This window comes from Kribbella sp. NBC_00709, from assembly GCF_036226565.1.
Lineage (GTDB): Bacteria > Actinomycetota > Actinomycetes > Propionibacteriales > Kribbellaceae > Kribbella.
The window spans coordinates 8,476,262-8,498,948 of sequence record NZ_CP108996.1; the positions used below are offsets into that span (position 1 = coordinate 8,476,262).

Annotated in this window: 24 protein-coding genes and 1 pseudogene; 15 read left to right on the forward strand and 10 right to left on the reverse strand. The window is 65.5% G+C overall.

Annotated features, from left to right (window positions below):
• Window positions 1–287 precede the first annotated feature (287 nt).
• From OHA18_RS41225 to OHA18_RS41265, 9 genes are all read left to right on the forward strand, one after another.
• Window positions 288–1,523: an MFS transporter gene (locus OHA18_RS41225; RefSeq protein WP_329000849.1), complete on the forward strand. Its 1,236-nt coding sequence runs from the start codon at window positions 288–290 to the stop codon at window positions 1,521–1,523.
• Complete coding sequence (locus OHA18_RS41230; protein ID WP_442914359.1) at window positions 1,520–5,266, forward strand: nitrate reductase subunit alpha; 3,747 nt, start codon at window positions 1,520–1,522, stop codon at window positions 5,264–5,266. The genes OHA18_RS41225 and OHA18_RS41230 overlap by 4 nt, the downstream gene beginning before the upstream one ends.
• Window positions 5,266–6,915: a nitrate reductase subunit beta gene (narH, locus tag OHA18_RS41235; RefSeq protein WP_329000850.1), complete on the forward strand. Its 1,650-nt coding sequence runs from the start codon at window positions 5,266–5,268 to the stop codon at window positions 6,913–6,915. Before OHA18_RS41230 ends, narH begins: the two co-directional genes overlap by 1 nt.
• Window positions 6,912–7,598, forward strand: coding sequence for a nitrate reductase molybdenum cofactor assembly chaperone (narJ, locus tag OHA18_RS41240; protein WP_329000851.1), 687 nt, complete (start codon window positions 6,912–6,914; stop codon window positions 7,596–7,598). Before narH ends, narJ begins: the two co-directional genes overlap by 4 nt.
• A complete protein-coding gene (gene narI, locus OHA18_RS41245) occupies window positions 7,595–8,323 on the forward strand; it encodes a respiratory nitrate reductase subunit gamma (protein WP_329000852.1) in 729 nt (242 codons plus the stop codon). Before narJ ends, narI begins: the two co-directional genes overlap by 4 nt.
• A 145-nt stretch (window positions 8,324–8,468) precedes the next feature.
• Complete coding sequence (locus OHA18_RS41250) at window positions 8,469–8,675, forward strand: DUF7489 domain-containing protein (RefSeq protein WP_329000853.1); 207 nt, start codon at window positions 8,469–8,471, stop codon at window positions 8,673–8,675.
• A gap of 125 nt (window positions 8,676–8,800) precedes the next feature.
• Entirely contained in the window at window positions 8,801–9,136 is a 336-nt protein-coding gene (locus OHA18_RS41255) for a hypothetical protein (RefSeq protein ID WP_329000854.1), read from the forward strand.
• A 256-nt stretch (window positions 9,137–9,392) separates the two neighbouring features.
• Entirely contained in the window at window positions 9,393–9,629 is a 237-nt protein-coding gene (locus OHA18_RS41260) for a hypothetical protein (protein ID WP_329000855.1), read from the forward strand.
• The gene (locus tag OHA18_RS41265) at window positions 9,587–9,838 is read left to right on the forward strand and encodes a hypothetical protein (protein ID WP_329000856.1); all 252 of its coding nucleotides are present in this window, start codon (window positions 9,587–9,589) and stop codon (window positions 9,836–9,838) included. The genes OHA18_RS41260 and OHA18_RS41265 overlap by 43 nt, the downstream gene beginning before the upstream one ends.
• A 21-nt stretch (window positions 9,839–9,859) precedes the next feature.
• On the opposite strand, the gene OHA18_RS41270 is transcribed toward OHA18_RS41265, so the two are convergent.
• On the reverse strand, window positions 9,860–11,344 hold the full coding sequence (locus tag OHA18_RS41270; protein ID WP_329000857.1) for a hypothetical protein: 1,485 nt from the start codon (window positions 11,342–11,344) through the stop codon (window positions 9,860–9,862).
• Between the two features lie 281 nt (window positions 11,345–11,625).
• Between OHA18_RS41270 and OHA18_RS41275 the strand changes: the two genes are divergently transcribed.
• The gene (locus OHA18_RS41275) at window positions 11,626–13,074 is read left to right on the forward strand and encodes a pentapeptide repeat-containing protein (RefSeq protein WP_329000858.1); all 1,449 of its coding nucleotides are present in this window, start codon (window positions 11,626–11,628) and stop codon (window positions 13,072–13,074) included.
• Here OHA18_RS41275 and OHA18_RS43460 read toward each other — a convergent pair.
• From OHA18_RS43460 to OHA18_RS41300, 7 genes and pseudogenes are all read right to left on the reverse strand, one after another.
• On the reverse strand, window positions 12,966–13,283 hold the full coding sequence (locus OHA18_RS43460) for an SOS response-associated peptidase family protein (RefSeq protein ID WP_442914434.1): 318 nt from the start codon (window positions 13,281–13,283) through the stop codon (window positions 12,966–12,968). The genes OHA18_RS41275 and OHA18_RS43460 overlap by 109 nt on opposite strands.
• Window positions 13,283–13,447: pseudogene (locus OHA18_RS43465) on the reverse strand (SOS response-associated peptidase); the annotation flags it as partial. The gene OHA18_RS43460 and the pseudogene OHA18_RS43465, both read right to left, overlap by 1 nt.
• A 187-nt stretch (window positions 13,448–13,634) precedes the next feature.
• Complete coding sequence (locus tag OHA18_RS41280) at window positions 13,635–14,984, reverse strand: hypothetical protein (RefSeq protein ID WP_329000859.1); 1,350 nt, start codon at window positions 14,982–14,984, stop codon at window positions 13,635–13,637.
• Complete coding sequence (locus OHA18_RS41285) at window positions 14,968–15,297, reverse strand: hypothetical protein (RefSeq protein ID WP_329000860.1); 330 nt, start codon at window positions 15,295–15,297, stop codon at window positions 14,968–14,970. The genes OHA18_RS41280 and OHA18_RS41285 overlap by 17 nt, the downstream gene beginning before the upstream one ends.
• Window positions 15,298–15,387: 90 nt before the next feature.
• Window positions 15,388–16,266, reverse strand: coding sequence for a hypothetical protein (locus OHA18_RS41290; RefSeq protein WP_329000861.1), 879 nt, complete (start codon window positions 16,264–16,266; stop codon window positions 15,388–15,390).
• 115 nt (window positions 16,267–16,381) lie between these two features.
• Entirely contained in the window at window positions 16,382–16,840 is a 459-nt protein-coding gene (locus OHA18_RS41295) for a PPC domain-containing DNA-binding protein (RefSeq protein ID WP_329000862.1), read from the reverse strand.
• Window positions 16,827–18,263: a hypothetical protein gene (locus OHA18_RS41300; RefSeq protein ID WP_329000863.1), complete on the reverse strand. Its 1,437-nt coding sequence runs from the start codon at window positions 18,261–18,263 to the stop codon at window positions 16,827–16,829. Before OHA18_RS41300 ends, OHA18_RS41295 begins: the two co-directional genes overlap by 14 nt.
• A gap of 167 nt (window positions 18,264–18,430) precedes the next feature.
• Between OHA18_RS41300 and OHA18_RS41305 the strand changes: the two genes are divergently transcribed.
• Together OHA18_RS41305 and OHA18_RS41310 are read left to right on the forward strand one after the other, a co-directional pair.
• Window positions 18,431–19,174, forward strand: coding sequence for an XRE family transcriptional regulator (locus OHA18_RS41305; protein WP_329000864.1), 744 nt, complete (start codon window positions 18,431–18,433; stop codon window positions 19,172–19,174).
• A complete protein-coding gene (locus OHA18_RS41310; RefSeq protein ID WP_329000865.1) occupies window positions 19,174–19,650 on the forward strand; it encodes an NUDIX hydrolase in 477 nt (158 codons plus the stop codon). The genes OHA18_RS41305 and OHA18_RS41310 overlap by 1 nt, the downstream gene beginning before the upstream one ends.
• Here the strand turns inward: OHA18_RS41310 and OHA18_RS43470 are convergent.
• Complete coding sequence (locus OHA18_RS43470; RefSeq protein ID WP_442914360.1) at window positions 19,647–20,189, reverse strand: HD domain-containing protein; 543 nt, start codon at window positions 20,187–20,189, stop codon at window positions 19,647–19,649. The two genes, OHA18_RS41310 and OHA18_RS43470, sit on opposite strands and share 4 nt — an antisense overlap.
• 220 nt (window positions 20,190–20,409) lie before the next feature.
• Here OHA18_RS43470 and OHA18_RS41320 point away from each other — a divergent pair, with 220 nt between their 5' ends.
• Both OHA18_RS41320 and OHA18_RS41325 read left to right on the forward strand, forming a co-directional pair.
• Complete coding sequence (locus tag OHA18_RS41320; RefSeq protein WP_329000867.1) at window positions 20,410–20,742, forward strand: hypothetical protein; 333 nt, start codon at window positions 20,410–20,412, stop codon at window positions 20,740–20,742.
• Window positions 20,732–21,316 (forward strand): carboxymuconolactone decarboxylase family protein, encoded by a 585-nt coding sequence (locus OHA18_RS41325; protein ID WP_329000868.1) that lies wholly within the window; start codon window positions 20,732–20,734, stop codon window positions 21,314–21,316. Before OHA18_RS41320 ends, OHA18_RS41325 begins: the two co-directional genes overlap by 11 nt.
• 187 nt (window positions 21,317–21,503) lie before the next feature.
• Here the strand turns inward: OHA18_RS41325 and OHA18_RS41330 are convergent, their stop codons facing one another.
• Window positions 21,504–22,226, reverse strand: a complete 723-nt coding sequence (locus OHA18_RS41330) for an XRE family transcriptional regulator (RefSeq protein ID WP_329000869.1) — start codon at window positions 22,224–22,226, stop codon at window positions 21,504–21,506.
• A gap of 176 nt (window positions 22,227–22,402) precedes the next feature.
• On the opposite strand from OHA18_RS41330, the gene OHA18_RS41335 reads away from it, so the two are divergent.
• Entirely contained in the window at window positions 22,403–22,684 is a 282-nt protein-coding gene (locus tag OHA18_RS41335; RefSeq protein WP_329000870.1) for a hypothetical protein, read from the forward strand.
• Window positions 22,685–22,687: the final 3 nt, after the last annotated feature.

Sequence of the window (22,687 nt, forward strand, 5' to 3'; positions counted from 1 at the left end):
CAACAGCAACTCTCCGCTCCCTGGTCTGGGATCAAGCCAGCCGATGCCCAAGGCACCCCATGGCGGATGGACGGGAGGACCAGGTCCGTAGAGGTGGCGTTCGCGGAGGGCCGAGTGGGTCACCTGGGAGGGACCTTTGGCCCTCTCCATAATTCGTGGAACGGACTGTACTTGGTTGGCGTGAGACAACCACTTCGTCCGAAAGGTCGCATGCCATGCTCACCATTGCCAAACGGACCGATGGCGACCATGGTGGGACAAATGAGCCCCGCGGACAGGGCACAACCGTGACGACCCCGCTGGCGTCGGAGCACCAGACCAGCGTGGCCGCGAGATCGCCGTGGCTGATGCTGGCCGTCGCGACCATCGGTTTCGCGATCAATTTCTGGGCTTGGGCGCTGATCAGCCCGCTCGGCCCGCTGTTCCGAACCACTGGGTCCCTCGGTCCGCTCACGGAGTCCGACGTCGCGCTGCTTGTCGCTGTGCCGGTGGTGGTTGGGTCGCTCGGCCGGATCATCGTGGGTGGGCTGACCGACAGGTACGGCGGCAGGGTCATGTTTCCGATCGTCTCGGGCGTGACCATCCTCCCGATCTTGTTCATCGCGTTCGTCGCCCTCGACTCCTACAGCTTGCTCCTGGTCGGCGGCTTCTTCCTCGGGATCGCGGGCACCGCTTTCGCCGTCGGCGTCCCCTTCGTCAACGGATGGTTCCCGCCCAAGCAGCGCGGCCTCGCGATCGGCATCTTCGGTGCCGGCATGGGCGGCACCGCGATCAGCGCCCTGACCACCGTGAAGCTCACGGCCCACCTTGGCGCCAAGTCGCCGTTCCTCATCACCGGCGCAGTCCTGGCCTGCTACGCCCTGGCGGCGTGGCTGATCCTGCGCGATCCACCTGGCCGGGTCGCACCCACCACCTCGCTGACCTCACGGATCGCTGCCAACGCGCGGCTACCGATCACGTGGCAAGCCTGCGTGCTCTACGCGGTTGCCTTCGGTGGATACGTCGCCTTCTCGGTCTACCTCCCGGCTTATCTGAAGACCGCGCACCACCTCACTCCGGCCGACGCCGCCAACCGGATGGCCGGCTTCGTACTCGTCGCCGTCATCATGCGCCCAGTAGGCGGCTGGCTTGCCGACAAGTTGGGTGAAGTTCCGGTACTGGCCACCGGCTTCGGCGTTGTCGTCGTCTGCGCCGGCGTTTCGGCAGGAACGCCACCGCTCCACGGCATCGGAACGGTCGCCTTCCTCGCCATGGCTGCGGCGCTCGGCGCTGGGAGCGGCGCCACCTTCGCCCTCATCGCCAAGGTCACCGAACCGTCCCGGGTCGGTGGCGTGACCGGGCTCGTCGGCGCAGCCGGCGGACTGGGTGGCTTCGTCCCGCCGCTCATCATGGGCTACGTCTACGGCCGCACCGAGTCCTACGCCGTCGGACTGTGGTTGCTCTCCATCACCGCCGCCCTGGCCCTCCTGCTCACCGTCACCATCGTCCGGCGAACCGCGACCAAGGGACAGGAAGCTCGTTGACCCCATCAGACAAGAAGTCGATCGGGATGGACGGCTCCCTCACCGAAGCCCTCGTCCGCAGCAGAAGGTTCTTCACCCGTGGAACCGTCTCCGACGACCTGCGGACCATCTCGAAAGTCGGGGGACGCGAGGCCGACGACTTCTACCGCGACCGCTGGAGTCACGACAAGGTCGTGCGATCGACCCATGGAGTGAACTGCACCGGTTCCTGCTCGTGGAAGGTCTACGTCAAGGACGGAATCATCACCTGGGAGACGCAGCAGACCGACTATCCCTCGGTCGGTCCGGACTCCCCGGAGTACGAGCCCCGCGGCTGCCCCCGGGGTGCCGCCTTCTCTTGGTACACCTACTCGCCGACCCGCGTGCGCTACCCCTACGTGCGCGGCGTGCTGCTCCAGATGTTCCGCGAGGCCAAGGCCCAGCACGACGGTGATCCGGTCAAGGCCTGGGAGCACATCGTCGAGAATCCCCTGCGAGCAAAGGCCTACAAGTCCGCACGCGGCAAGGGCGGCCTGATCCGGGCTACCTGGGACGAGGCCAGCGAGATCGTCGCGGCGGCACACGTCCACACGATCAAGAAGTACGGGCCAGACCGCGTCGCCGGCTTCTCCCCCATCCCAGCAATGTCGATGGTGTCGCACGCTTCCGGCGCGAGGTTTGTCAATCTCATCGGCGGATCGATGCTGAGCTTCTATGACTGGTACGCCGACCTGCCCGTCGCCTCTCCGCAGGTATTCGGCGACCAGACCGACGTGCCCGAGTCCGGTGACTGGTGGAATGCCGGCTACCTGATCATGTGGGGTTCCAACCTCCCGGTCACCCGTACACCGGACGCGCACTGGATGACCGAAGCCCGCTACCGCGGTCAGAAGGTGATCGCGGTCGCGCCCGACTACGCCGATAACGTCAAGTTCGCTGACGAATGGCTGCCCGCCAAGCCCGGAACTGATGCCGCACTCGCGATGGCGATGGGCCACGTCGTACTCAAGGAGTTCTTCGTCGACCGGCAGACGCCCTACTTCACCGAGTACGTGAAGACCTACACCGACCTGCCACACCTGGTCCGCCTCGAGGAGGCTGCCGATGGTGAGTATGCGGCCGGCAAGTTCCTCACCGCCGCCGACCTGACGGACCACTCCGGTGAGGAGAACGCCGCGTTCAAGACCGTGCTCATCGACTCGCGCACCGGCGAGGCCGTTGTCCCGAACGGGTCCTTGGGCCACCGGTACGGCGAGGCAGGCATCGGGAGCTGGAACCTCGACCTGGGCGACGTCGATCCAGTCCTCTCCCTCCTCGACACCACGACCGAGTCGGTCGTTGTCCGGATGCCGCGTTTCGACACCCCCGACGGCGCTGCCGCCGACCTTCCCCGCGGCGTACCCGTGCGTCGTGTGGACGGCCACCTGGTCACCACGGTCTTCGATCTCCTCCTCGCCCAGTACGGCGTCGCCCGTTTACAGCGCGGCGAGCCGCTCCCCGGCATCTGGCCGACCGGAGACAACAAGGGGTACGACGACGCACGGTCGCCGTACACGCCCGCATGGCAGGAGACCATCACGGGCGTGCCTGCCGCCGCCGCCGCTCGTATCGGCCGCGAGTTCGCCCAGAATGCCGAGGATTCCAAGGGCCGATCGATGATCGTTATGGGCGCCGGCACCAACCACTGGTTCCACTCCGACACGATCTACCGAGCCTTCCTCACCCTCACCAACCTCACCGGTTGCCAAGGTGTCAACGGCGGCGGCTGGGCCCACTACGTCGGGCAGGAGAAGGTCCGCCCGATCACGGGCTACACCCAGATCGCCAACGCTCTCGACTGGAACCGCCCTCCGCGCAACATGGTGCAGACCGCCTACTGGTACCTGCACACCGATCAGTTCCGCTACGACCAGTTCGGTGCCGACACGCTCTCCGCCACCACTGGCAAGGGACAACTTGCCGGCATGTCGACCGCCGATGTGATCGCCCAGAGCGTCCGGATGGGCTGGATGCCCTCGTATCCCACCTTCGACCGCAATCCGCTGGACCTCAGCGACGACGCGGCCGCCGCGGGCGAACCGGTCGGCGAGTACGCCGTCGAACAACTCAAGTCCGGCGCACTCGGCTTCGCCGGCGAGGACCCCGATGCCCCCGGCAACTATCCGCGGGTCCTCTCGATCTGGCGAGCCAACCTGCTCGGCTCGTCGGGCAAGGGCAACGAGTACTTCCTCAAGCACCTGCTCGGCACCGACTCCTCGGTGCGGGCCACCGAGACGCCCGAGGACCGGCGGCCCGTCGACGTGACATGGCGCGACCAGGCCCCCGAGGGCAAGCTCGATCTGCTGATGACGATCGACTTCCGCCAGACGAGCACCACGATCTTCTCCGACGTCGTCCTCCCGGCCGCGACCTGGTATGAGAAGCACGACCTCAACACCACCGACATGCACCCCTTCGTGCACTCGTTCAACCCCGCCATCGCACCGCCGTGGCAGACCCGTACCGACTGGGACGCCTGGCAGACGATCGCGGCGAAGTTCAGCGAGCTCGCCGCGACCCGTCTCGGCGTCCGCACGGACGTCGTCGCGGTGCCACTCACCCACGACACTCCGGAGGCAATGGCGAACCCGCACGGCGTCGTACACGACTGGAAGAAAGGCGAATGCGAGCCGATCCCCGGTGTCACCATGCCGAAACTCGTCGAGGTCGAGCGTGACTACGGCGCCGTCGCCGAGAAAATGAACGCACTCGGCCCGCTGGTGGACACGCTCGGCGCTACCACCAAGGGCGTCACCTTCGAACTGAGCAAGCAGGTCGACTACCTCCGCGCCAAGAACGGCGCCGTCCGGGGTGGCGTAGCCGACGGCCGACCGTCGCTGAAGAAGGACGTCAACGTCTGCGAGGCGATCCTGGCGATGTCCGGCACCACCAACGGGCAGCTGGCGACACAGGGGTTCAAGACCCTTGAGAAGCGCACCGGCGTCCAATTGGCCGACCTGGCCGAGGAACACCAGGGCAAGCAGATCACCTTCGCCGACACCCTGGGCCCACCTGTTCCGGTGATCACCTCACCGGAATGGTCAGGCTCGGAGACCGGCGGGCGCCGCTACTCCCCGTTCACCATCAATGTGGAGCGCAAGAAGCCCTGGCACACGCTGACCGGGCGGATGCACTTCTACCTCGATCACGACTGGATGACCGAACTCGGCGAAGGCCTACCCGTCTACCGGCCACCGCTGAACATGGCCGCCCTGTTCGCGGAACCGACTCTCGGCAACGTCTCCGACGGATCGGCCGGCCAAGTCGAAGGGCTGACCGTGCGCTACCTGACCCCGCACAACAAGTGGTCGATCCACTCGGAGTACCAGGACAACCTCTTCATGCTCTCGCTGTCACGCGGCGGTCAGAACATCTGGATGAGCGACCGGGACGCGGCAAAGGTCGGTATCAAGGACAACGACTGGATCGAGGCGGTCAACCGCAACGGCGTCGTGGTCGCCCGCGCGATCGTCTCGCACCGGATGCCCGAGGGGACCGTGTACATGTACCACGCCCAGGACCGGTTGATCGACGTACCGCTGGCGGAGACTTCCGGCAAGCGCGGCGGCATCCACAACTCCCTGACCAGGCTGCTCGTGAAACCGTCCCACCTGATCGGCGGGTACGCCCAGCTGACCTTCGCGTTCAACTACCTCGGCCCAACCGGGAATCAGCGTGACGAGGTCACCGTCATCCGCAAACGCAGTCAGGACGTGACGTACTGATGAAGGTCATGGCGCAGATGGCGATGGTGATGAACCTGGACAAGTGCATCGGGTGCCACACCTGCTCGGTCACCTGCAAACAGGCGTGGACCAACCGATCCGGCACCGAGTACGTCTGGTTCAACAATGTCGAGACCAGGCCCGGGCTCGGCTACCCACGCACCTACGAGGACCAGGAGAAGTGGAAGGGCGGATGGGAGCTCACCAAGCGCGGGCGGATCAAACTCAAGGGCGGTGGACGGCTGAAGAACCTGATGACGATCTTCTCCAACCCCAAACTGCCCTCGATCGGCGAATACTACGAGCCGTGGACGTACGACTACTCGACCCTGACCGACGCGCCGGCCCAGGAACACAGCCCGGTCGCACGGCCCAAGTCGTTGATCAGCGGCAAGAACATGAAGATCGAGTGGTCTGCGAACTGGGACGACGACCTCGGCGGTTCGACCGCCACCGCGCACCGCGACCCGATGCTGAAGAAGATCGCCGACAAGGTGAAGTTCGAGTTCGAGCAGACCTTCATGTTCTACCTGCCGCGGATCTGCGAGCACTGCCTGAACCCGTCGTGCGCGGCGTCCTGCCCCAGCGGCGCCATCTACAAGCGCGCGGAGGACGGCATCGTCCTGGTCGACCAGGACAGGTGCCGCGGCTGGCGCAAGTGCGTCTCGGGCTGTCCCTACAAGAAGGTCTACTTCAACCACCGAACCGGTAAGGCCGAGAAATGCACCTTCTGCTTCCCGCGCATCGAGGTCGGCCTGCCAACCGTTTGCGCGGAAACCTGCGTGGGCCGGCTCCGCTACATCGGTCTGATGCTGTACGACGCCGACAAGGTGCTCGCGGCCGCATCCACGACCGATGACGAAGGGCTCTACGAGGCCCAGCGCGAGGTGTTCCTCGATCCGTTCGATCCCGAGGTGATCCGGGAGGCGGAACGAGCTGGCATCGCCCGCGACTGGATCGATGCCGCCCAGCGATCCCCGATCTACGCCCTGATCAACACCTTCAAGGTCGCGCTGCCGCTACATCCGGAGTACCGGACGATGCCGATGGTCTGGTACATCCCACCGCTCTCCCCCGTCGTCGATGTGGTCGCGGAGACCGGGGAGGATGCCGAGGACAGGGGCAACCTCTTCGCGGCGATCGACGCCCTGCGGATCCCGGTCGAGTACCTCGCCGAACTGTTCACCGCCGGGGACGTCGTACCGGTTGACGCGGTGCTCAAGAAGCTCGCCGCGATGCGTTGCTACATGCGCGACATCAACCTCGGCCGTCACCCGGACGGCTCGATCCCGGCCGCTGTCGGGATGAGTGAGGAGGAGATGTACGACATGTACCGTCTCCTGGCGATCGCGAAGTACGACGAGCGCTACGTGATCCCTCCAGCGCACGCCGAACAGGCGCACTCGCTGGAGGAACTGTCCACGGAGTGCTCGGTCTCCGAGTACGGCGGCGGGCAGCACGACCTGTTCGGTGAGGGCTCCGGTACGCCGACGCCGGTCGCGGTCGAGAACTTCCAGATGCTCCAGGACCGGCAGACCTCGGACACTCTGGCCGGCCCAGAGGGCAAAGGCAATCGCGTCAACCTGCTCAACTGGGACGGCAAAGGGTCACCGCCCGGGATGTTCCCACCGAAGGGCTCCGACTCATGACCGGTCGCCGGCCCAAACCGGCCCTGCCTGCAGACCAACTCACCATCGTGTGGCAGTCGGTCTCCCTGCTCCTCGACTACCCCGACCAGGACTTGTTAGGCCGCACCGACCTGCTCCGGTCGGCGTCGCTGAGTCTGCCGCCCGCGATCGGCGACTCCATCCGCGCCTTCCTCGATCACCTCCAGGCCACCCCGTTGCCGGAGCTTCAGACCGACTACGTCGAGACCTTTGACAGCCGACGTCGCTGCAATCTGTTCCTGACCTACTTCGCCCACGGCGACACTCGTAAGCGTGGCATGGCGCTGTTGCGCTTCAAGCAGACCTACCTGCGCTCCGGGTTCGCGCTCGACGACGCGGAGCTGCCTGATCACCTCTGCGTCGTCCTCGAGTTCGCCGCCACCATCGACCACGCGCTCGGCCGCGACCTCATCCTCGACCACCGCGCCGGACTCGAGTTGCTGCGACTCTCGCTGCAAGACATGGACTCACCGTGGGCGAACCTGATTGACGCTGTCACCGCCACGCTGCCGCCACTACGCGGCGACGAGCGCGACGCCGTACGCCGCCTCGCTGCCGATGGACCACCTGAGGAAGAAGTCGGGCTCGCGCCTTTCGCCAGCCCACAGTTCAGCCCTGGGTCCACGCTGCTGCCGATGCCGTCGTTCCCGGGAGCCCGCAGATGAACGAATTCCTCTTCGTCATCGTCCCTTACCTCTGCTTGGCGACGTTCGTGGTCGGTCATCTCTGGCGCTACCGCTACGACAAGTTCGGCTGGACCACCCGCTCCTCACAGCTCTACGAAAACCGGCTGCTTCGCATCGGCAGCCCGCTCTTCCACTTCGGCATCCTCGGAGTCGTCGGCGGCCACATCATCGGCCTGCTGGTGCCGCAGTCGTGGACGGACGCCGTCGGAATCAGCGAGCACACTTACCACCTGGTCGCCATCACCGGTGGCCTGCTGGCCGGCGTCATGACGGTCGTCGGCATGACGATCCTGATCTACCGCCGACGCACCGTCGGACCTGTCTTCTCCGCCACAACACAGATGGATAAGGTGATGTACGCCTTCCTCGCGGTCGTGATCGTACTGGGTATGTGGAACACCATCGCCGGATCGATCCTCACCATTGGCGGCGACTACAACTACCGGGCAGGCGTATCGGTCTGGTACCGCTCGTTCCTCGCATTCCACCCCGACGCCTCCCTGATGGCCGACGCGCCGCTGGGTTTCCAACTCCACGCACTCGCCGCCTTCGGCCTGTTCGCCTTATGGCCCTTCACACGCCTGGTGCACGTGTTCAGCGCGCCGGTCGGCTACCTGACCCGCCCCTACATCGTCTACCGCAGCCGCGACGACACCCAGCTCGGCAGTCACCGCCCCCGGCGGGGCTGGGACCGAGTCCGCTGAGTCTCGCCGGCACATGGGGTGCGGCGTTACGACGGCAAACTCGACCCAGCCTACGGACTTACGGCGCCCCGTGGCCACGAACCCTCATCCGGCCGCGGCAGCTCAGGCCGCACCAAGCTCCCGCTACCGCGAAAGGAAAGGGTCAGTGGCTGACGTATGGCAAGGCCAGGTGGTCCGCAAGGCGCGCGGACTGCTCGACGGCTCGAATATGTACCGACGCGTCAAGGTCAAGCTCACCGACGGCACGACGAAGAAGGTTCGCGTCAGTCGGCAACTGTGGGACGAACTGTCCGAGGGCGACACCCTGCACCGGTCCCCCGACGGCGAGGTCGTCAAGACGTCGAGCAGCTAGCCGATGCCTCGGGCAACCAGCATCGTCCTCGCCCAGGCGTCGTTGTCTTCGCATGGCAGCCTTTCGTCGAAGTCGGGCGCTGATGGGCTTGACTGTTCCCATCACTGTCTAAGTACCCTGATGCCATGCTCGGTCGGTTCACAGTGCGCCCGTCCGACGACGAATCCAAGACGTTCGGCGTCTGGGACAGCGCGGTCAACGGATGGCGCGCAACAGGCATCGCCAACGAGCCGAAGGCCCGCGAACTGGCCTCAGACCTCGACATCCAGTACGACGCCCATGGCCCACGCCCGGCTGACGCGATCCGGCACGTCCAGCCCTCCCAAGATGTCCAGCGCGCCGCCTGGTCCACCGGCGAGCTCGACGGCTGGATCCGCGACAACGGCGAATGGCTGGGCCGAGTCCGCGACAACAACGGCCACGTCACCTGGGTCCCAGGCGCCAACCTCCGCCCACTCTGAGACCAGAGACGCGATGCCTCGGAGATAGCGGAGGCATCTGGCTACCTCCGGGAACGGTCGCCCGTGACCACTGCGAAGTGGCCCGTCGAACCGCCGACAGCCCGGATTGTTCCCGCCCAGCACGGCCCGTGAGGGCACGGTCGTCGGCATCACCGACCTCGAACCGCGCAGACCACCTCGCTCGCCGCCCGGTCACCGCCGAAGCGCCCGGCGCGGTGCTCGACGCGTAGCAGGTCGCCGCCGAAGAACCCAGCTGGTGGTGGAACCTGCTCAGCTTGTCGTCGTCGTCGACGACGACGATACCGCCCGCGAGCTCACCCAGCACTTCGCGTACGCGTCCCGGGCGGCCGACGCGCGAGCCGACGCGTTCTTCGACAGCGCCGGCATGCAACTGCTCGCCGGTCGGCTCCGGAGCGGCAGCGCGGCGGCGTGTTCGGCACCGCGCAGCAGATGGCCTCCTGTCTCGGGTCCAGCCGCGTCGCGCACTGGGTGAACCCCGACCCCGCGCCGCGGCCGGAGTTCAATCCGCACCAGTTCGCACGACGCGGCGGCACCCTCTACAGCCTGTCAAGGGAAGGTGCCGGCGATGCCGGGCCGTTGGTCACCGCGCTCACCGCGGCCGTCGTCAGAGCCGCCGAGGACTACGCCACCACCTGCCCCGGCGGCCGGGCTCCCCGCACCTACCTGGCGGGACTCGACTGATCTTTGTCCTAGCTTCCGCCCCTACCGCGTGGCCCCGCCACGGCGCGCCATGGACAACTCCTCCCCCGCCGAGTCCTGCCAGTCGTCCGGCAAACCCTCGGGGAGTACCTCGATCGCGGTCTGCTCGATCCGCTTGGGGTAGGCAATGGAGACCAACGCGACCAGAAATCCACCGGTCGCGGCGAGCACCGTTCCCAACGTGAGGTGAGGCAGCAGGTCTCCGGTCCAATGGGTTCCGTTGTCCACGAGCGCCCTGCCGGCCACGTACCCGATCACGTAGAGGACGGAGATGACAACCGTTGGCCAGAGGTCGAGCGTCGCGCGGAATCTTGCGAGGCTCCGAAGCGTGCGGGAGCTGAGCCAGATGAACACGGGCCACAGGAAGTGCTGGACATCGCCGGTGAACATCGCCACCAGGTAGGACCACAGAACCGTCACGGGGATCCAGCCGACGAGAACTGCCAGGTAGTTGCGTCGCGCCCGCTGCTCCTCGCGCCGGCGTCCTTCCGCGAACCTGCGGTACTCACGGAACACCCACTGATTCAGCGACTCGGCCTTGGGCTGGGCCAGCGCAAACATCACAGCGCAGACGTCCTTGGTGCGCTGCAGCGTCGCAACGTCCGCCATCAGCTTGCTGAGGCGAGCAAGCAGCAGGTAGCGATCCATCGTTTGGGGTACTCGGAAAGCGCCATCGACTGGAAGTAGACAGCTCAGCCGATTCGTCAGCGCCTGCAGGACGTCAGTGGCGAACTCTTCATCCTGTACGGCATGCGAGAGGTTCGCGGTGGTTGCCTGCGGAAACTCGAGATCAGGCGTCGAGATGTGCGCGGCGTCGCCGAGCAGCAGCGTCGTACGAAGACAGTCGGCCAGGAAGTCGCTGCGTGGGTCCGCCCAGATGTGGCCGTACCCAAGGAGCCGCACGAGCTCGATCGCCTGGCTGTGCACACCCGAGGTGCCGAAACGCGCCTCGCAGGCCTCCGCCAGGGCAGCGGGACCCGCATCCGGGGATCTGCGGACCAGATCGATCATCCACGCGACGGCGGCCTGACCTCCCGCCGGTGCCGCCTCGAGCGGATCCAGCGCGACGGCGCTGCGGCGTTCGACGCCCGCCCGTTTCAGGAACCCTTGCCGGAGTTCCTCGTCCTTGCCCGCCAAGTAGCCGGCCAGGACCTGGCTGGCGAATGACGCCAGCAACGGTTGGTCGCTTTGGCTCGCGGCACCGACAAACTCAGCGGTGACGTTGCTCAGATCCACCGCCCCGGCGGGCAGGCGGTCGAAGACCATCCAGCCCTGCTCTGCCTGCGCCCACGCCGAGACGGCCGGGATCAGGAGCTCGACGACTTCTACCTGTGAAGTCTCCGGTATCGCCTGGACGCGCGCGGCAAGGGTGGTGACGAGCTCGATCAGGCGGCCGTGAATCAGGGCCTCCGCGGCCCTTTCCCGGTCGCCGCCCAGTGCAGCCTCGAAGCCAACGTCCAGCCGTGGATGTGCCGACGTACGCCGCATAGCTCCCCCCAGCGACCGTCAGCACCCCACCGCGGTCACTGTCACTATCGCTTCCAGGCGACTGAGCGTTACCGACAGCAGGCAACCGGCGAGCAGGCGAACGTGGAGTAGCAAGCCTGCCGACCAAGGTCGGCAGTGATCACAGCAGGATCAGGTTGCTGAAGGGGGCCTTGGCCTACTGGTGGACTGCGACCGATAGACACACTGGCGCTGGTCGGGCACGGTGATGGATCGCAGCGCGTCATAGCTCAGCTGGGTCCACTCGCAAAGGGGCGCTTCATATGACACTTGCACGATTGCCTTGGCGGCGCCCCCGCGATCGCGGGGGCGATCGCGATCGCGATCTGGCCCGAACGCCAAAGTTCGGTCCCCTTCTCCTGCACGGGCTTGGGGCTGCGATCCTGGCGGTTGCCGGCGCCGTCGGTCTCTACCTGTTCCTCGCCTGGCTGCTGGGCGTCCCGAACCACTTGCCGGGCGCAACTGGTGGCCAGCCGAATCTCCCGATCGCCGATCAGCAAAAGCTACTCGCTGATCTCGTCAAGATCGCCCTAGGGCTGGCAGCCGGGATCGGGGCCGCCTTCGCTCTCGTGGTCGGCTACCGCCGCGCACGTACCGAAGAGGCCAGCAGCCACCGCGACGACCGGCGGCTATTCAGCAGCCGCTACCAAGACGCCGCCGACCTCATCGGCCACGACAAAGCCGCCGTCCGACTCGCCGGCATCTACGCGATGGCACGCCTCGCAGACGACTGGACCGAACAGCGCCAGCAGTGCATCGACGTGTTGTGCGCCTACCTACGCCTGCCCTACGAACCCGACCCTGACACCGGCGACCTCGGCGAACGCGAGGTCCGGTACAGCGTCATCGGTCTCATCCGTAGCCACCTACGACCTGACGCCAACCCGACCTGGAAAGGACGAAATTTCGACTTCAACGGAGCCGTGTTCGACGGTGGCGACTTCCGCCGAGCGGAGTTTGCCGGTGACACCGTCGACTTCCGCGGCGCGAAGTTCACCGGAGGCGGCGTCGACTTCCGCGGTGCGAAGTTCACCGGCGGCATCGTCAACTTCGGCCATGCGGAGTTCTCCGGCGGCACCGTCGATTTCCGCGACGCGCATTTTGCTGGCGGCATCGTCGACTTCGGCCTAGCGGCGTTTTCGGGAGGCACGGTCGACTTCAGCGGCGTGGTCTCGTCCGGCAGGGTCAGCTTCCGGCGCGCGGTGTTCTCGAGCGGCAGAGTCAAGTTCGTCCGCGCGGACTTCTCTCGCGGCGAGGTCTACTTCGACGGCGTGGTGTTTTCGGGCGGCGCCATCAACTTCGGCGGCTCGGTGTTCTCGGGAGGCGAGGTCGACTTCAGCGGCTCGGAGTTCTCTGGCAGCGGTGTCGACTTCAGCGGCTCGGAGTTCTCTGGCAGCCGCGTCGCCTTCAGCCAGTCGGTGTTCTCCGATGGCACCGTCCACTTCACCGAAGCGGTGTTTTCGGGCGGCAGGGTCGACTTCGACCGCGCGGTGTTTTCGGGCGGCACCGTCGACTTCGGCCTCGCGGAGTTCGCCGACGGCACCGTCAGCTTTATGAACGCGAGGTTCTCCGGGGGCGAGGTAGACCTATCCACAGCAGACCTCTACGTGGGCGGCTCCGCGCCACAGGGCCTTCCTGAAGCGCCGATCGCGGGTCTGAAACTAGCGGGCTGGATGAAGCAGACGTCACCGGATGAGCGCCCACCCCACTGATCACCGTCGACCGGCGGCACCATCACGCCGCACAGTTGGTCGACGTCGTGGTTGCGGGGATCGAGCCACTCGGCCCAGTGATCGGGAGTGATTGCCATGGGCACGCGGTCGTGGATCCGGCCGATGCCGTCGGTCGCCGTGGTGGTGATGATCGCGTACGTCGGCACGACCCGATTCGGGTCGTCGTCGGCAGCGACTTGTCGTACCAGACCTCGTACAGCCCGCCAGCGACAGCGTCCATCCGTCCGACCGCTGGTAGCGCGAACGGGTCCTTCAGCTTCTTGCCCGACTTGCCGACCTCGTCGCTCTCCAGCCACTCGTAGAACGCGTCGACCGGGATCGGCGCGCGCTGCGACTTGAAGGCTCGCCGGTACGCCGACTTTCTCGTGGACGGTTTCCGCCCGGGCGTTGATCATCTTCGCCCCGACTTTGATGTCCTTCGCACAGAACGGCAGCGGCCTCCAGCGGAACGCACGAAACTCATCGGTCTCGACGAACGGCCGGAATGCGGTTAGGTGGACGCCTGTTTCTGGCATGCCAACGGCCCACCGCGCACCTGCTCAAAGGTCGATGCCGGGAAGGTCGTCATCGATCGCTGGGACGGGTTCGTCTGATGCGAGGTAGCTCCACCGGGGAGGTGGCAGTACTCGTGGCTTGGTGGCGAAGTGGGCGCCGAACGGGCGGTGCTGTTCGGTGGTGCCGGCAACCCGCCGGCCGATGGCGGCGGCTTCGGCGAAGTGACTCGTGGCTTCTGCCAGCGACGATGTCAGTTGCTCGAAGCAGGAGGCTCGTGTGGTCCGTACCCAGGCGGGTTGCGGGTACCGCAGTCGCCATACCGATGGCCGGGCGTCGAACTCCGGATCGCGCTTGGCCAATTCGAACTTCGGAACGAACAGCCATCCAGCATGGATGACGAACCACACGGACTCCTCATGGTGGCTAGCCACCCGATGGCCTGAGTGGGCAAGCTCGTCCACAACCCCACAGACCCGTCCCGCCGACTCAGCGTCCGGCACAACCTCATCACGTCGCTTGAGCCTGTCCCCTTCGCTCAGCCAGCGTTGCAGCGCCTCGAGAAGGCGAACGAATGCAGCCTCAGCAGCACTGTCGCTCCTGCCGCTGACGTCTGACAGTCGCGAGCGCCAGGCCAGTCCCAGTCGGGCCTCTGCCGCCGCTGCAGCGCGTAGGCTCTCAGCCAACGATCTGAATTCGCCCAGCTGTCCGCGTTCGGGTGTACCCAGGAGCCCGGCGAGATGTGTCAGGTAGCCGGCGACGGTGCGCAGTTGTGCGGTTGTAGATCGGAGGTCTCGCGTCAGCAGTGTGCGTGGTGACGTCGCTTCGTGGGCCACCTGCCACGTGGCCGCCAAGCGGCTGATGTGCGACCACTTGTCCACCGGCTCCCGCGGTAACCGCGTCGCCAGGCCGCCAAGAGAGCCGATCTCAGAGACTCCTGACTCATGCAGCGACTCAAGCTCTACAAGCACGCTGACCAGGTGCCCGTATAGCAGGCCTCTGCCTGCTCCGGACTTTGTCTGCCCACTGACCAAGCGTGTGATCGTTGCGCGGGCACCCATCCCTGCGATGGCCGCGACCTCAGAGCGCGCAGCTCTCACCGCCTGGTCGTCATCCAGAACTGACCACGTAGTTCCGTTCTGCATCGCTAGGAGATCCGCGCCAACACCAATCGCACGCGCGAGCAGGAACAACGGCCCCTCTTCTGCCTCCCCTGGCCCGCAAGCGAAATCCTCCACCGAGAGCTCGACCCCGAGCCACCGCAGATGATGCCGCGTCGCCGACAGCGTAGCTCGCCAACCGGCGACCAGGTCTGAGGAGTCGAAGCAGGCCAGGTTGTATGCTTCCACCGCCCGGCGCATGGCGATCGCTAGGAGATCCTCATACGTCGCACGCACCGGACACCATCCGAACGTCGGCAAGCGCACACCCGAGCGCCTGCACCAACGACCGGCGCCACGCCACGAGCTCAACCGACACCGTCAACTCTTCGGCGGCTGTCGTCGCCTCCTCGAGGAGTGCGGCGGGGCTTACGTCCGCAACCCCGACGTACGGCGTGACTGGGTCGACACCCAACAACTCCAAGAGCCTGTATCGGCTGAACGCCGTCATATCCCACTCAGCGGGCTTCTGGAGTTCCCGAGACTCGATGATCGCCTCTGCCTTGCTGACCAGGTCGACGACGTGCGCCGGCGCATCCGAAATCTTCACAACAGCTCCTCCATCAGAAGGTGACGACCTCCCAACGCAGAGCCGAGGAGGACGCATGACCCAGGCTCAACGGTCCAGTCCGCTCGACTTTCACAGCGCGGGTCCGCGATCTGGAGTGTCCAGATCGAAGTCGTCGTGCGTTTGCTTCCTCCGCCGCTCAGCGCCCCGGTAGTCGCCCAGAGGCCGTGTGACCAGCAGCCTGTCTTGGAGGAACTGGAGGTCAGTTCGTTCAAGTGTCATAAAGTCGGGCGGCAGCTCGACGGCCCAAACCCGGACAAAGAAGCGGTTGAGATCGTCGAGCATGGCGACAGCAGCGCGTTGACCCGCCTTGCTGTCTGGAATAGCGACGATGACGGAGTCGGAGGCGGCGTACCGAGCCAGGAGACCTGCCTGCTGGACTGACAAAAGCGTATCGCACAAGGGGATTCCGGCCCAGCGACCGACTGCCAGTCGGCTGACTCGCTCAACGGCGAGTGCGTCGAGAGGACTGTTGACCAGGACAGGTACAGCGCCCTCGGACAGCAGATCGAGCTGCTCAGCGACCCCGACCAACGCGCCTCCGCGCCGATAGACCTGACTCGCGGGAGACGCCACGTAGTACGGCTCAGGGTCTGCGCGGACTCCGATGAAGCCGACAGTCTCCAACTGCTCATTGCGCGCCGGCATCATGACTAGGTCGCGGAATCGGTCGATCGTGCGCCCTTCAGGATCGATGAGCGCCAGTCCCGCGTTCCGCACGCTGGCCTGCTCGAACCCCTTCGAACGGAGGCTGTCGACCAACCGCGATCGCGCATCGGGTGCGTAGCCGATCGACCAGCTCGAGCTGGGATCCAGAACCCCAGGTGCTCCACCGCGCGTGAAGTATGACCTCGCCCACTTGGTCTTTGCCTGGAGTAACTCTCTGCGATAGAACAGCGCCGCGGCACGGTTGACCGCTAGCAGGCGCTGCCGTTCCGCGATCGTTGGCACGGCGTTCGGGTCAGGTCGCCGATTCACGATGCTTCCGGCGGCGTCGGATCGTCTTCATGACTCCGACACTCGCCTCAGCATCACCGCCATAGAACCCGGCTTCGTGGATCCAGGACTAATCGAAGGCAAGCAATGGGACGTTGTACAGGTCCGGTTGTCGAGGCCGCGAGAACGCCGGTGCAGTGACCTCAACGAGGTACATCTCAGTGAGGAACTGGATCTTGGCGCCGAGTAGATGGCTGGTGTGAGCCGTGGCCGAGTGAGCCTTCAGACCGACCGAGACATGGATGTGAGGCAGCACGCTGCCGGACTCCTCGTCGTACGCGAGGCTTCCACCGCCGATCGCCTCCACGTTCTCGAGGTGTACCGCGCTCCACACCGGCGCGTCCGGGTCCTCGAGCTTCTCGCAGGTGCCGACGAGCTGGACGTCGCGCATGCCGGCGATGAACATTGGGATGAAGCCCTGACGTACGCGGTACTCCGCACAGAACTCGGCCAGCGCCGGATAGAAGTCGTCACCATGGTCGAAATGGACAGCGAACGTCCGACCCATTGTCAGTTCAGCGGCGCGCAAGCTCAGCTCCTTGAAGAGTGTCGATGTAGGCAACGTACCGAATCGCCGTGTTCAGCCCACGCGTCGACAACAGCCGACTCCGCGGCTGAGCGATGTCGTCCACACCAGCGATCGCGAGCTCCTCGCACCGCGTCTGAAACCACTGCCACGACACATCGAGATAGCTGGCCATCGCAGCCAGCCGCCGCTCCGGGGTCGGCTCCCCCACCAGCGACTCCGCGGACACCTGGCCGGCAACTTCCCTGAACATCGCCTTGCGCGACGCCGGCGCACTCGCGTCGACGTACCACAGCCCCGAACCGCCGAGCCAGTTCGCAACGATCGCCTCGTCGGCCAACACAAATCCCTCGACCTCTGCGTGCTCATGCTCAGGACTCAACTCCACAGTGATCCCAAAGGCCTCCATCAACGCCGCCGCGAGCAAGAGCAGCACGCGTTCGTACAAAGGCGACGCCGCGACATCCGCCTCCGGGATACAGAAACCTCTCCGCATCCCCGGGAAGCAGCGTGACGTGCGACGCAGGTACGCGAACTTGTGCCGCCAGAGGAGCCAGGACGCCGCCTCCTCGCCGCGCTTCTCCCGCGTCCAGAAAAACGGCTCCCCCGCCAGTCGATTCAGGTTCCTCGTGATGTGCCGAGCACAGAACCGAGACCCGAGCCACTGGCCGGCGACTGCGTTGAGCGCAGGGATCTCGCTCAGCGGCACGTCCGACGTACGCCGGCCTTCGTAGTGCGCCAGGCGTTCCTGGCTGCTCATCAGCTGCGCGTCATCGGCCAACAGCGAGACGTCGGTGTTGGCCGTCGCCCAGAGGATGCCGACCGTCAGATCATCGAGAATCGCGGCTGACGAGATCGGTTGTGGACCCGTACGGCGGCCTGCGCGGTCGACGAACCGTCGGCCGTCAGAGGCGTAGTACCGATGCTCGTGGTCAGCGACGACAACCAGCGAACGCCGGTCAGGCCGGTTCATCCGGCCTGTAGCGTCCTTGCCTGGGTCGACCATCAACCACCCCTCACCCGGGAGCTCCACCTGGCAATAGTGAGCAGCGACATCGACGCCCGAGTACGACCGCCCGGCCGGAAGGCGCAGGATCTCGGAGTCAGCTGACGCCCGGTGGCCAGACATCAGATCGAGCACGGAGACGGGCTCCGACCGCTGACTGATGTTGACGCGTCGCTTGTAGAAGCCGAGCTCAGCAGAGTCGGACTTCTGGAAAATCCGACACAGGGCCTGCCGCGCGTCGGCCGACGGCCAGGTGTACCAACCACATTCCCAGTCGGAGATCGACTTGGCGGTGATGAGCTGCGCTTTGCGGGTAGCACGGTAGATCTCAGCACTGACCAGGTCAGCAAGCTTGCCTTGGGACATCCCGCCACGCGCTTGTCGCAGCAGCTCATTCGGCTGACGCTTCCGCTCAGCCACGAAAACGGCTCTCGAAGGTATGGTGCTGCCTGCCCCTCATGACCCTCCTCGGGTATCTCAGGGCAAGCATGGCGGCTGCACCACAGACAGCGTCACGGCATGATCAGACATCTCCGGGATGTCTTGGTTCGACTCAAAATGTCCCGAAATGTCTTAGGTTAGGACCCGTGCCTAACGAACGACTGCGAGCCGCCATGGTGGAACATGGCCTGACCCATCATGCCCTCGCGGAGGAGCTGGGAGTCAACGTCAAGTCCGTCGAACGCTGGGTCGGCGGGGAGATCGTCCCGTTCCCACGCAACCGCCACCGCCTGGCTATCCGGCTGGGCCGCGACGAATCGTACCTGTGGCCAGATGCCCTGACCCAGGACCGCGCCACCGCCCTGTCCGAGAGCGAGCTCGTACGCATCTACCCGCACCGCGCGGACGTGCCAGCTGACGACTGGAAGCACCTGTTCGAATCTGGCGACGCGGAGATCGGCATCCTCGTCTATGCTGGCCTCTTCCTGGCTGAAGATTCCGGCTTCCAGCGGATCATCCGCAAGAAGGCCAAGGCCGGTGTCCGGGTGCGGATCCTCTTGGGCGACCCGGACGATGCGCACGTCGCGGAACGTGGTGAGGAGGAGGGCATCGGCCATGCCGTCGCTGCCAAGATTCGCAACGCGCAGGTCCTCTACCGAGACCTGTTGGGTGCGCACGGCATCGAGTTCCGACTGCACCGGACCGTGCTCTACAACTCGATCTACCGCGCAGATGATCGACTGTTCGTGAACACCCACATCTACGGGCTGCCGGCCGCGCAGGCGCCGGTGTGGCACCTGCGCAAGATCCCTGGCGGCGAGCTCGCCCGCCACTACCTGGACAGCTTCGAGCGAGTCTGGGACAGCGCACGACCGTTGACGGAGTCCTGATGGCCAAGCGGATCGACTACTACGACGACCCCAACGCACCAGCCGCAAATAGCATGGTCCCATCGGTCAACGTAGTCATCGAGAACGACGCCGGCGAGATCCTGATGATCGAGCGCTCCGACAACGGCAACTGGGCGTTACCCGGCGGCGCGATCGACCTCGGAGAGTCCATGTCGCGGGCCGGCGTACGCGAGACCAAAGAAGAGACCGGCATCGACTGCGAGATCCTCGATGTCCTCGGCATCTACACCGACCCCAGGCACATCATCCTCTACACCAGCAACGGCGAAGCCCGCCAAGAGTTCTCAATCCTTCTCCGCGGCCGGGCCATGGGCGGCACGCCCACACCGAGCAGCGAAAGCACGCGAGTCCGTTGGATTCCACAGACGGAACTCGACAGCCTGCAGATGAACAGCACCATGCGCCGGCGCATCGCCCACTACCTCGAGCCCGGCAGGACGCTGTACTTCGATTAAGCGGAGAGGCGGTGTTGCACGTTCAGAACCGCTGACCGCAACGCAGGGCTTGACCGCATGACCGAGCGATGAACGACGTGCTCGCGCGGATATCGACTCAGGATTTCGCTCAAGCGTTCCTCGACGCCGACCTGGCAGCCGTCCACGGCCGCGGTCAAGTCGCAGTACGTCAGCGCCTCCAGCAGGTGTCGGTCCGGCTGATCGAACTCCACAGCGAGTTCCCTGATCCCGCGCTCCTCCGACTCCACCAAAGCTCCCGAGTGATGCGCGACGAGCTGGCAGACGACTGGGTCTGCACCGACTACATCCCGGAGGTACCGGGCTCCATCAAGCGGATGAAAGCCGGTCGCACTTACCCCTGAGGAGTACCCGATGTCATGCAGAAACGCAGCCACCTCAACTAGTTCGGACTGCTCGCCGAGGATGGCCATCAGACCTCGCGCGCGAGCAGCCACGCCTTGAGTGTGTGCCCAGCGTCGAGGCAACTCGTCGGCAAGCAGCTCGCAAGCCAGCGACCGAGCTTCCTCCGCAGTCATCATTCGCCGAGGGTACGACGACAATGTGCCTCCGCAACAGCGGCCTCCGGCGACGACGGACTGATCAGTTGACTGAACTCTTCAGTGCGCCGATTGGCGCCGTCGTTTGTGCACGAGGCAACTTGAGGGGAGGCGGGGGTGCGTGTCGAATTCGGTGCCGCCCCGATCGTCAGGTACATAGTGGGCGAACCGCCCTCGGATCGAACCTGGAGGTACAGGCGTCATGCCGGATGATGACAAGCGAGCGGCGTACCGGGCGCTCGAGGACCGGGTCGTCCTCGGCGAAGGGATGTCCTCGACGCAGGACCGGGCGCGCGCGTTCGCGAACGACGGACTGTCCTCGCCCCTGGCCGACCTGATCGGCAAGGTCGCCGACCGGCCCGCGCAGGTAACCGGACATGACCTGCAAGCGGCCAAGACCTCAGGGTTGAGCGAGGACGAGATGTTCGAACTGGTCGTCTGCGCCGCAGTCGGGAAGTCCGCGCGACTGTACGACGCCGGTCTGGCCGCGCTGGTCGAGGCGATGGGAGATCGGAGGCCCAGAGATGCGTCTTGACACCCTCAACCACGGATACAGCCGCAAGAACAAGGTGCTCTTCAACGTCATCCGCCTGTTCTCCGGCCAACCACTGCCTGACGCCGCCAAGATCACCTTCTACCGGCCGGACTTCTACGGCAACCACGCGAAGGTCTTCACCCAGGACGCGATGCGTGGCCCGTCGGCATGGTCCGTGGCCGACCGCGAGCTGATGGCAGCCTACGTTTCGAAAGTCAACGACTGCGCGTTCTGCATCGGCGCCCACACGGCTACCGCGACCCAGGCCTCCAAGGACGAACCACGCGTGACCGCCGTGCTTAACGACCTTGAGTCAGCGCCCATCGAGGAACCCCTGCGGGCGACGCTCCGCGTCCTCGACGTCCTGACCCGCCAAGGGACAGCGACGCCGGACGACATGCGCCAAGCCCTGGACGCCGGCGCCACCCCCGCTCAGCTCAAAGACGCCCTCGCCGTTGCCGTCGCCTTCAACACCACCAACCGCCTGGCCGACGCCTTTGGCTTCGAGCTCCTCTCACCGAAGGGCTACGACGCCGGCGCCAAGTTCCTGCTCAAACGCGGTTACGGCGGCTGAGGATCCACACACAACGCGAGGGGCACCGCGAGCCTCATTCGGCGCGGTGTCGGCGGCATCGGGCCGACTGCCGGTCGTCCGGCGTACCGCTCATCTTCGACGAAGTCGCCGACCCCGTGTACCTGGCCTGCAACAACACCGACACCTCGACCAGTCGCGCGCAGACTTGCTGGCAGCGTTGATGAGTTCAGTGAACCTGGTCTCCCCTTGACCAGACGGCTTCGAAGCTGGTGACGTACGAGTCGAACATCTCGCTGTCGTCCGAGTGACGGTAGTGATAGACGGGTGACTGGGCAGCCGGGATCCCGTACGAGTGCTGGTTGACGAGGAGTTGGTCGTCCGAGCGGTACATCGAGTTGTAGAGGACCGTGTCGTGCAGCCTCAGCTCGACGCCGTCACGGCTCAGGAGAGGTTCGAGGAGCGCAAGAGAGTTGCGGATCTTCGCTGCCATCGCCTCGCCGATCTCCTCCTCGATGCCGCGCTCGACTACATTCGTCCCGTCGGGCGCACCGAGCGCGATCCTGATTCGGACGCTGACGCTCTTCTCGCGCAACAGGCGAATGACGCGGGCGTCCTCTGCTAGGAACAGGGCGCTGTAAGCGAGGATGCCGATCTCTGCCTTCGCGGACTCGAAGAACGACAGCCAGTTCTGCGAACTGATCGACGTACGTCGCGGATAGACGCCGGCGATCTCCGCTGGGCGGCTGTTCTCACCCATCGATGGATGCTCCGGCCAGATCACTTCCTCCTCAACGCCGAGGAGCCGGGTCAAGGCCTCGCGGGTACGACGATGTGGCATCTGGCCGCGCATCCAGTTCCGCACGGTCTTCGGGTCAACGACCAGCTTCACTGACACGTCCACGTCCGTGAGATTCGCGTCGTACATCGCGCGCCGGAGCACGTCGTTCACTCGAATCGCCCACCCTTACTTATGGGTAGATGTCGGTAAATGTCTGCACGAACGGTAACACGAAATGTCCGCAAATGTCCGTAGACAGGGTTCTGCTGTCCGTGACTCAGCCGCGAGTCTTGAGGCACGCTCGACACCGTCGCCGGGCCGCCACCACAGCTGAGAAAGGAGACGAGATGCGCCGCGGGGAGCTGTATAGGTATCGCGATCCATCGGGCGTCAGCGGTACCGGCGTTGTCGCCTTGGTCGTCGAGTTCCCACCGAACGAGGACGGCCACCAATGGGTCGCCGTCAAGTGGCTCGGGCGCAACCCGTCGATGACGTTCTGGCCAGGCATCGGGGACCTCTTGGAAGTCCATGGGCACGTGGGCGCATCAGAGATCCGATGGCTGGACCCTGATCCGTTCGATCCCGACGACAACCCGGCTCTTGCCAGTACCCGACCGCACTTCGCCTAAGAC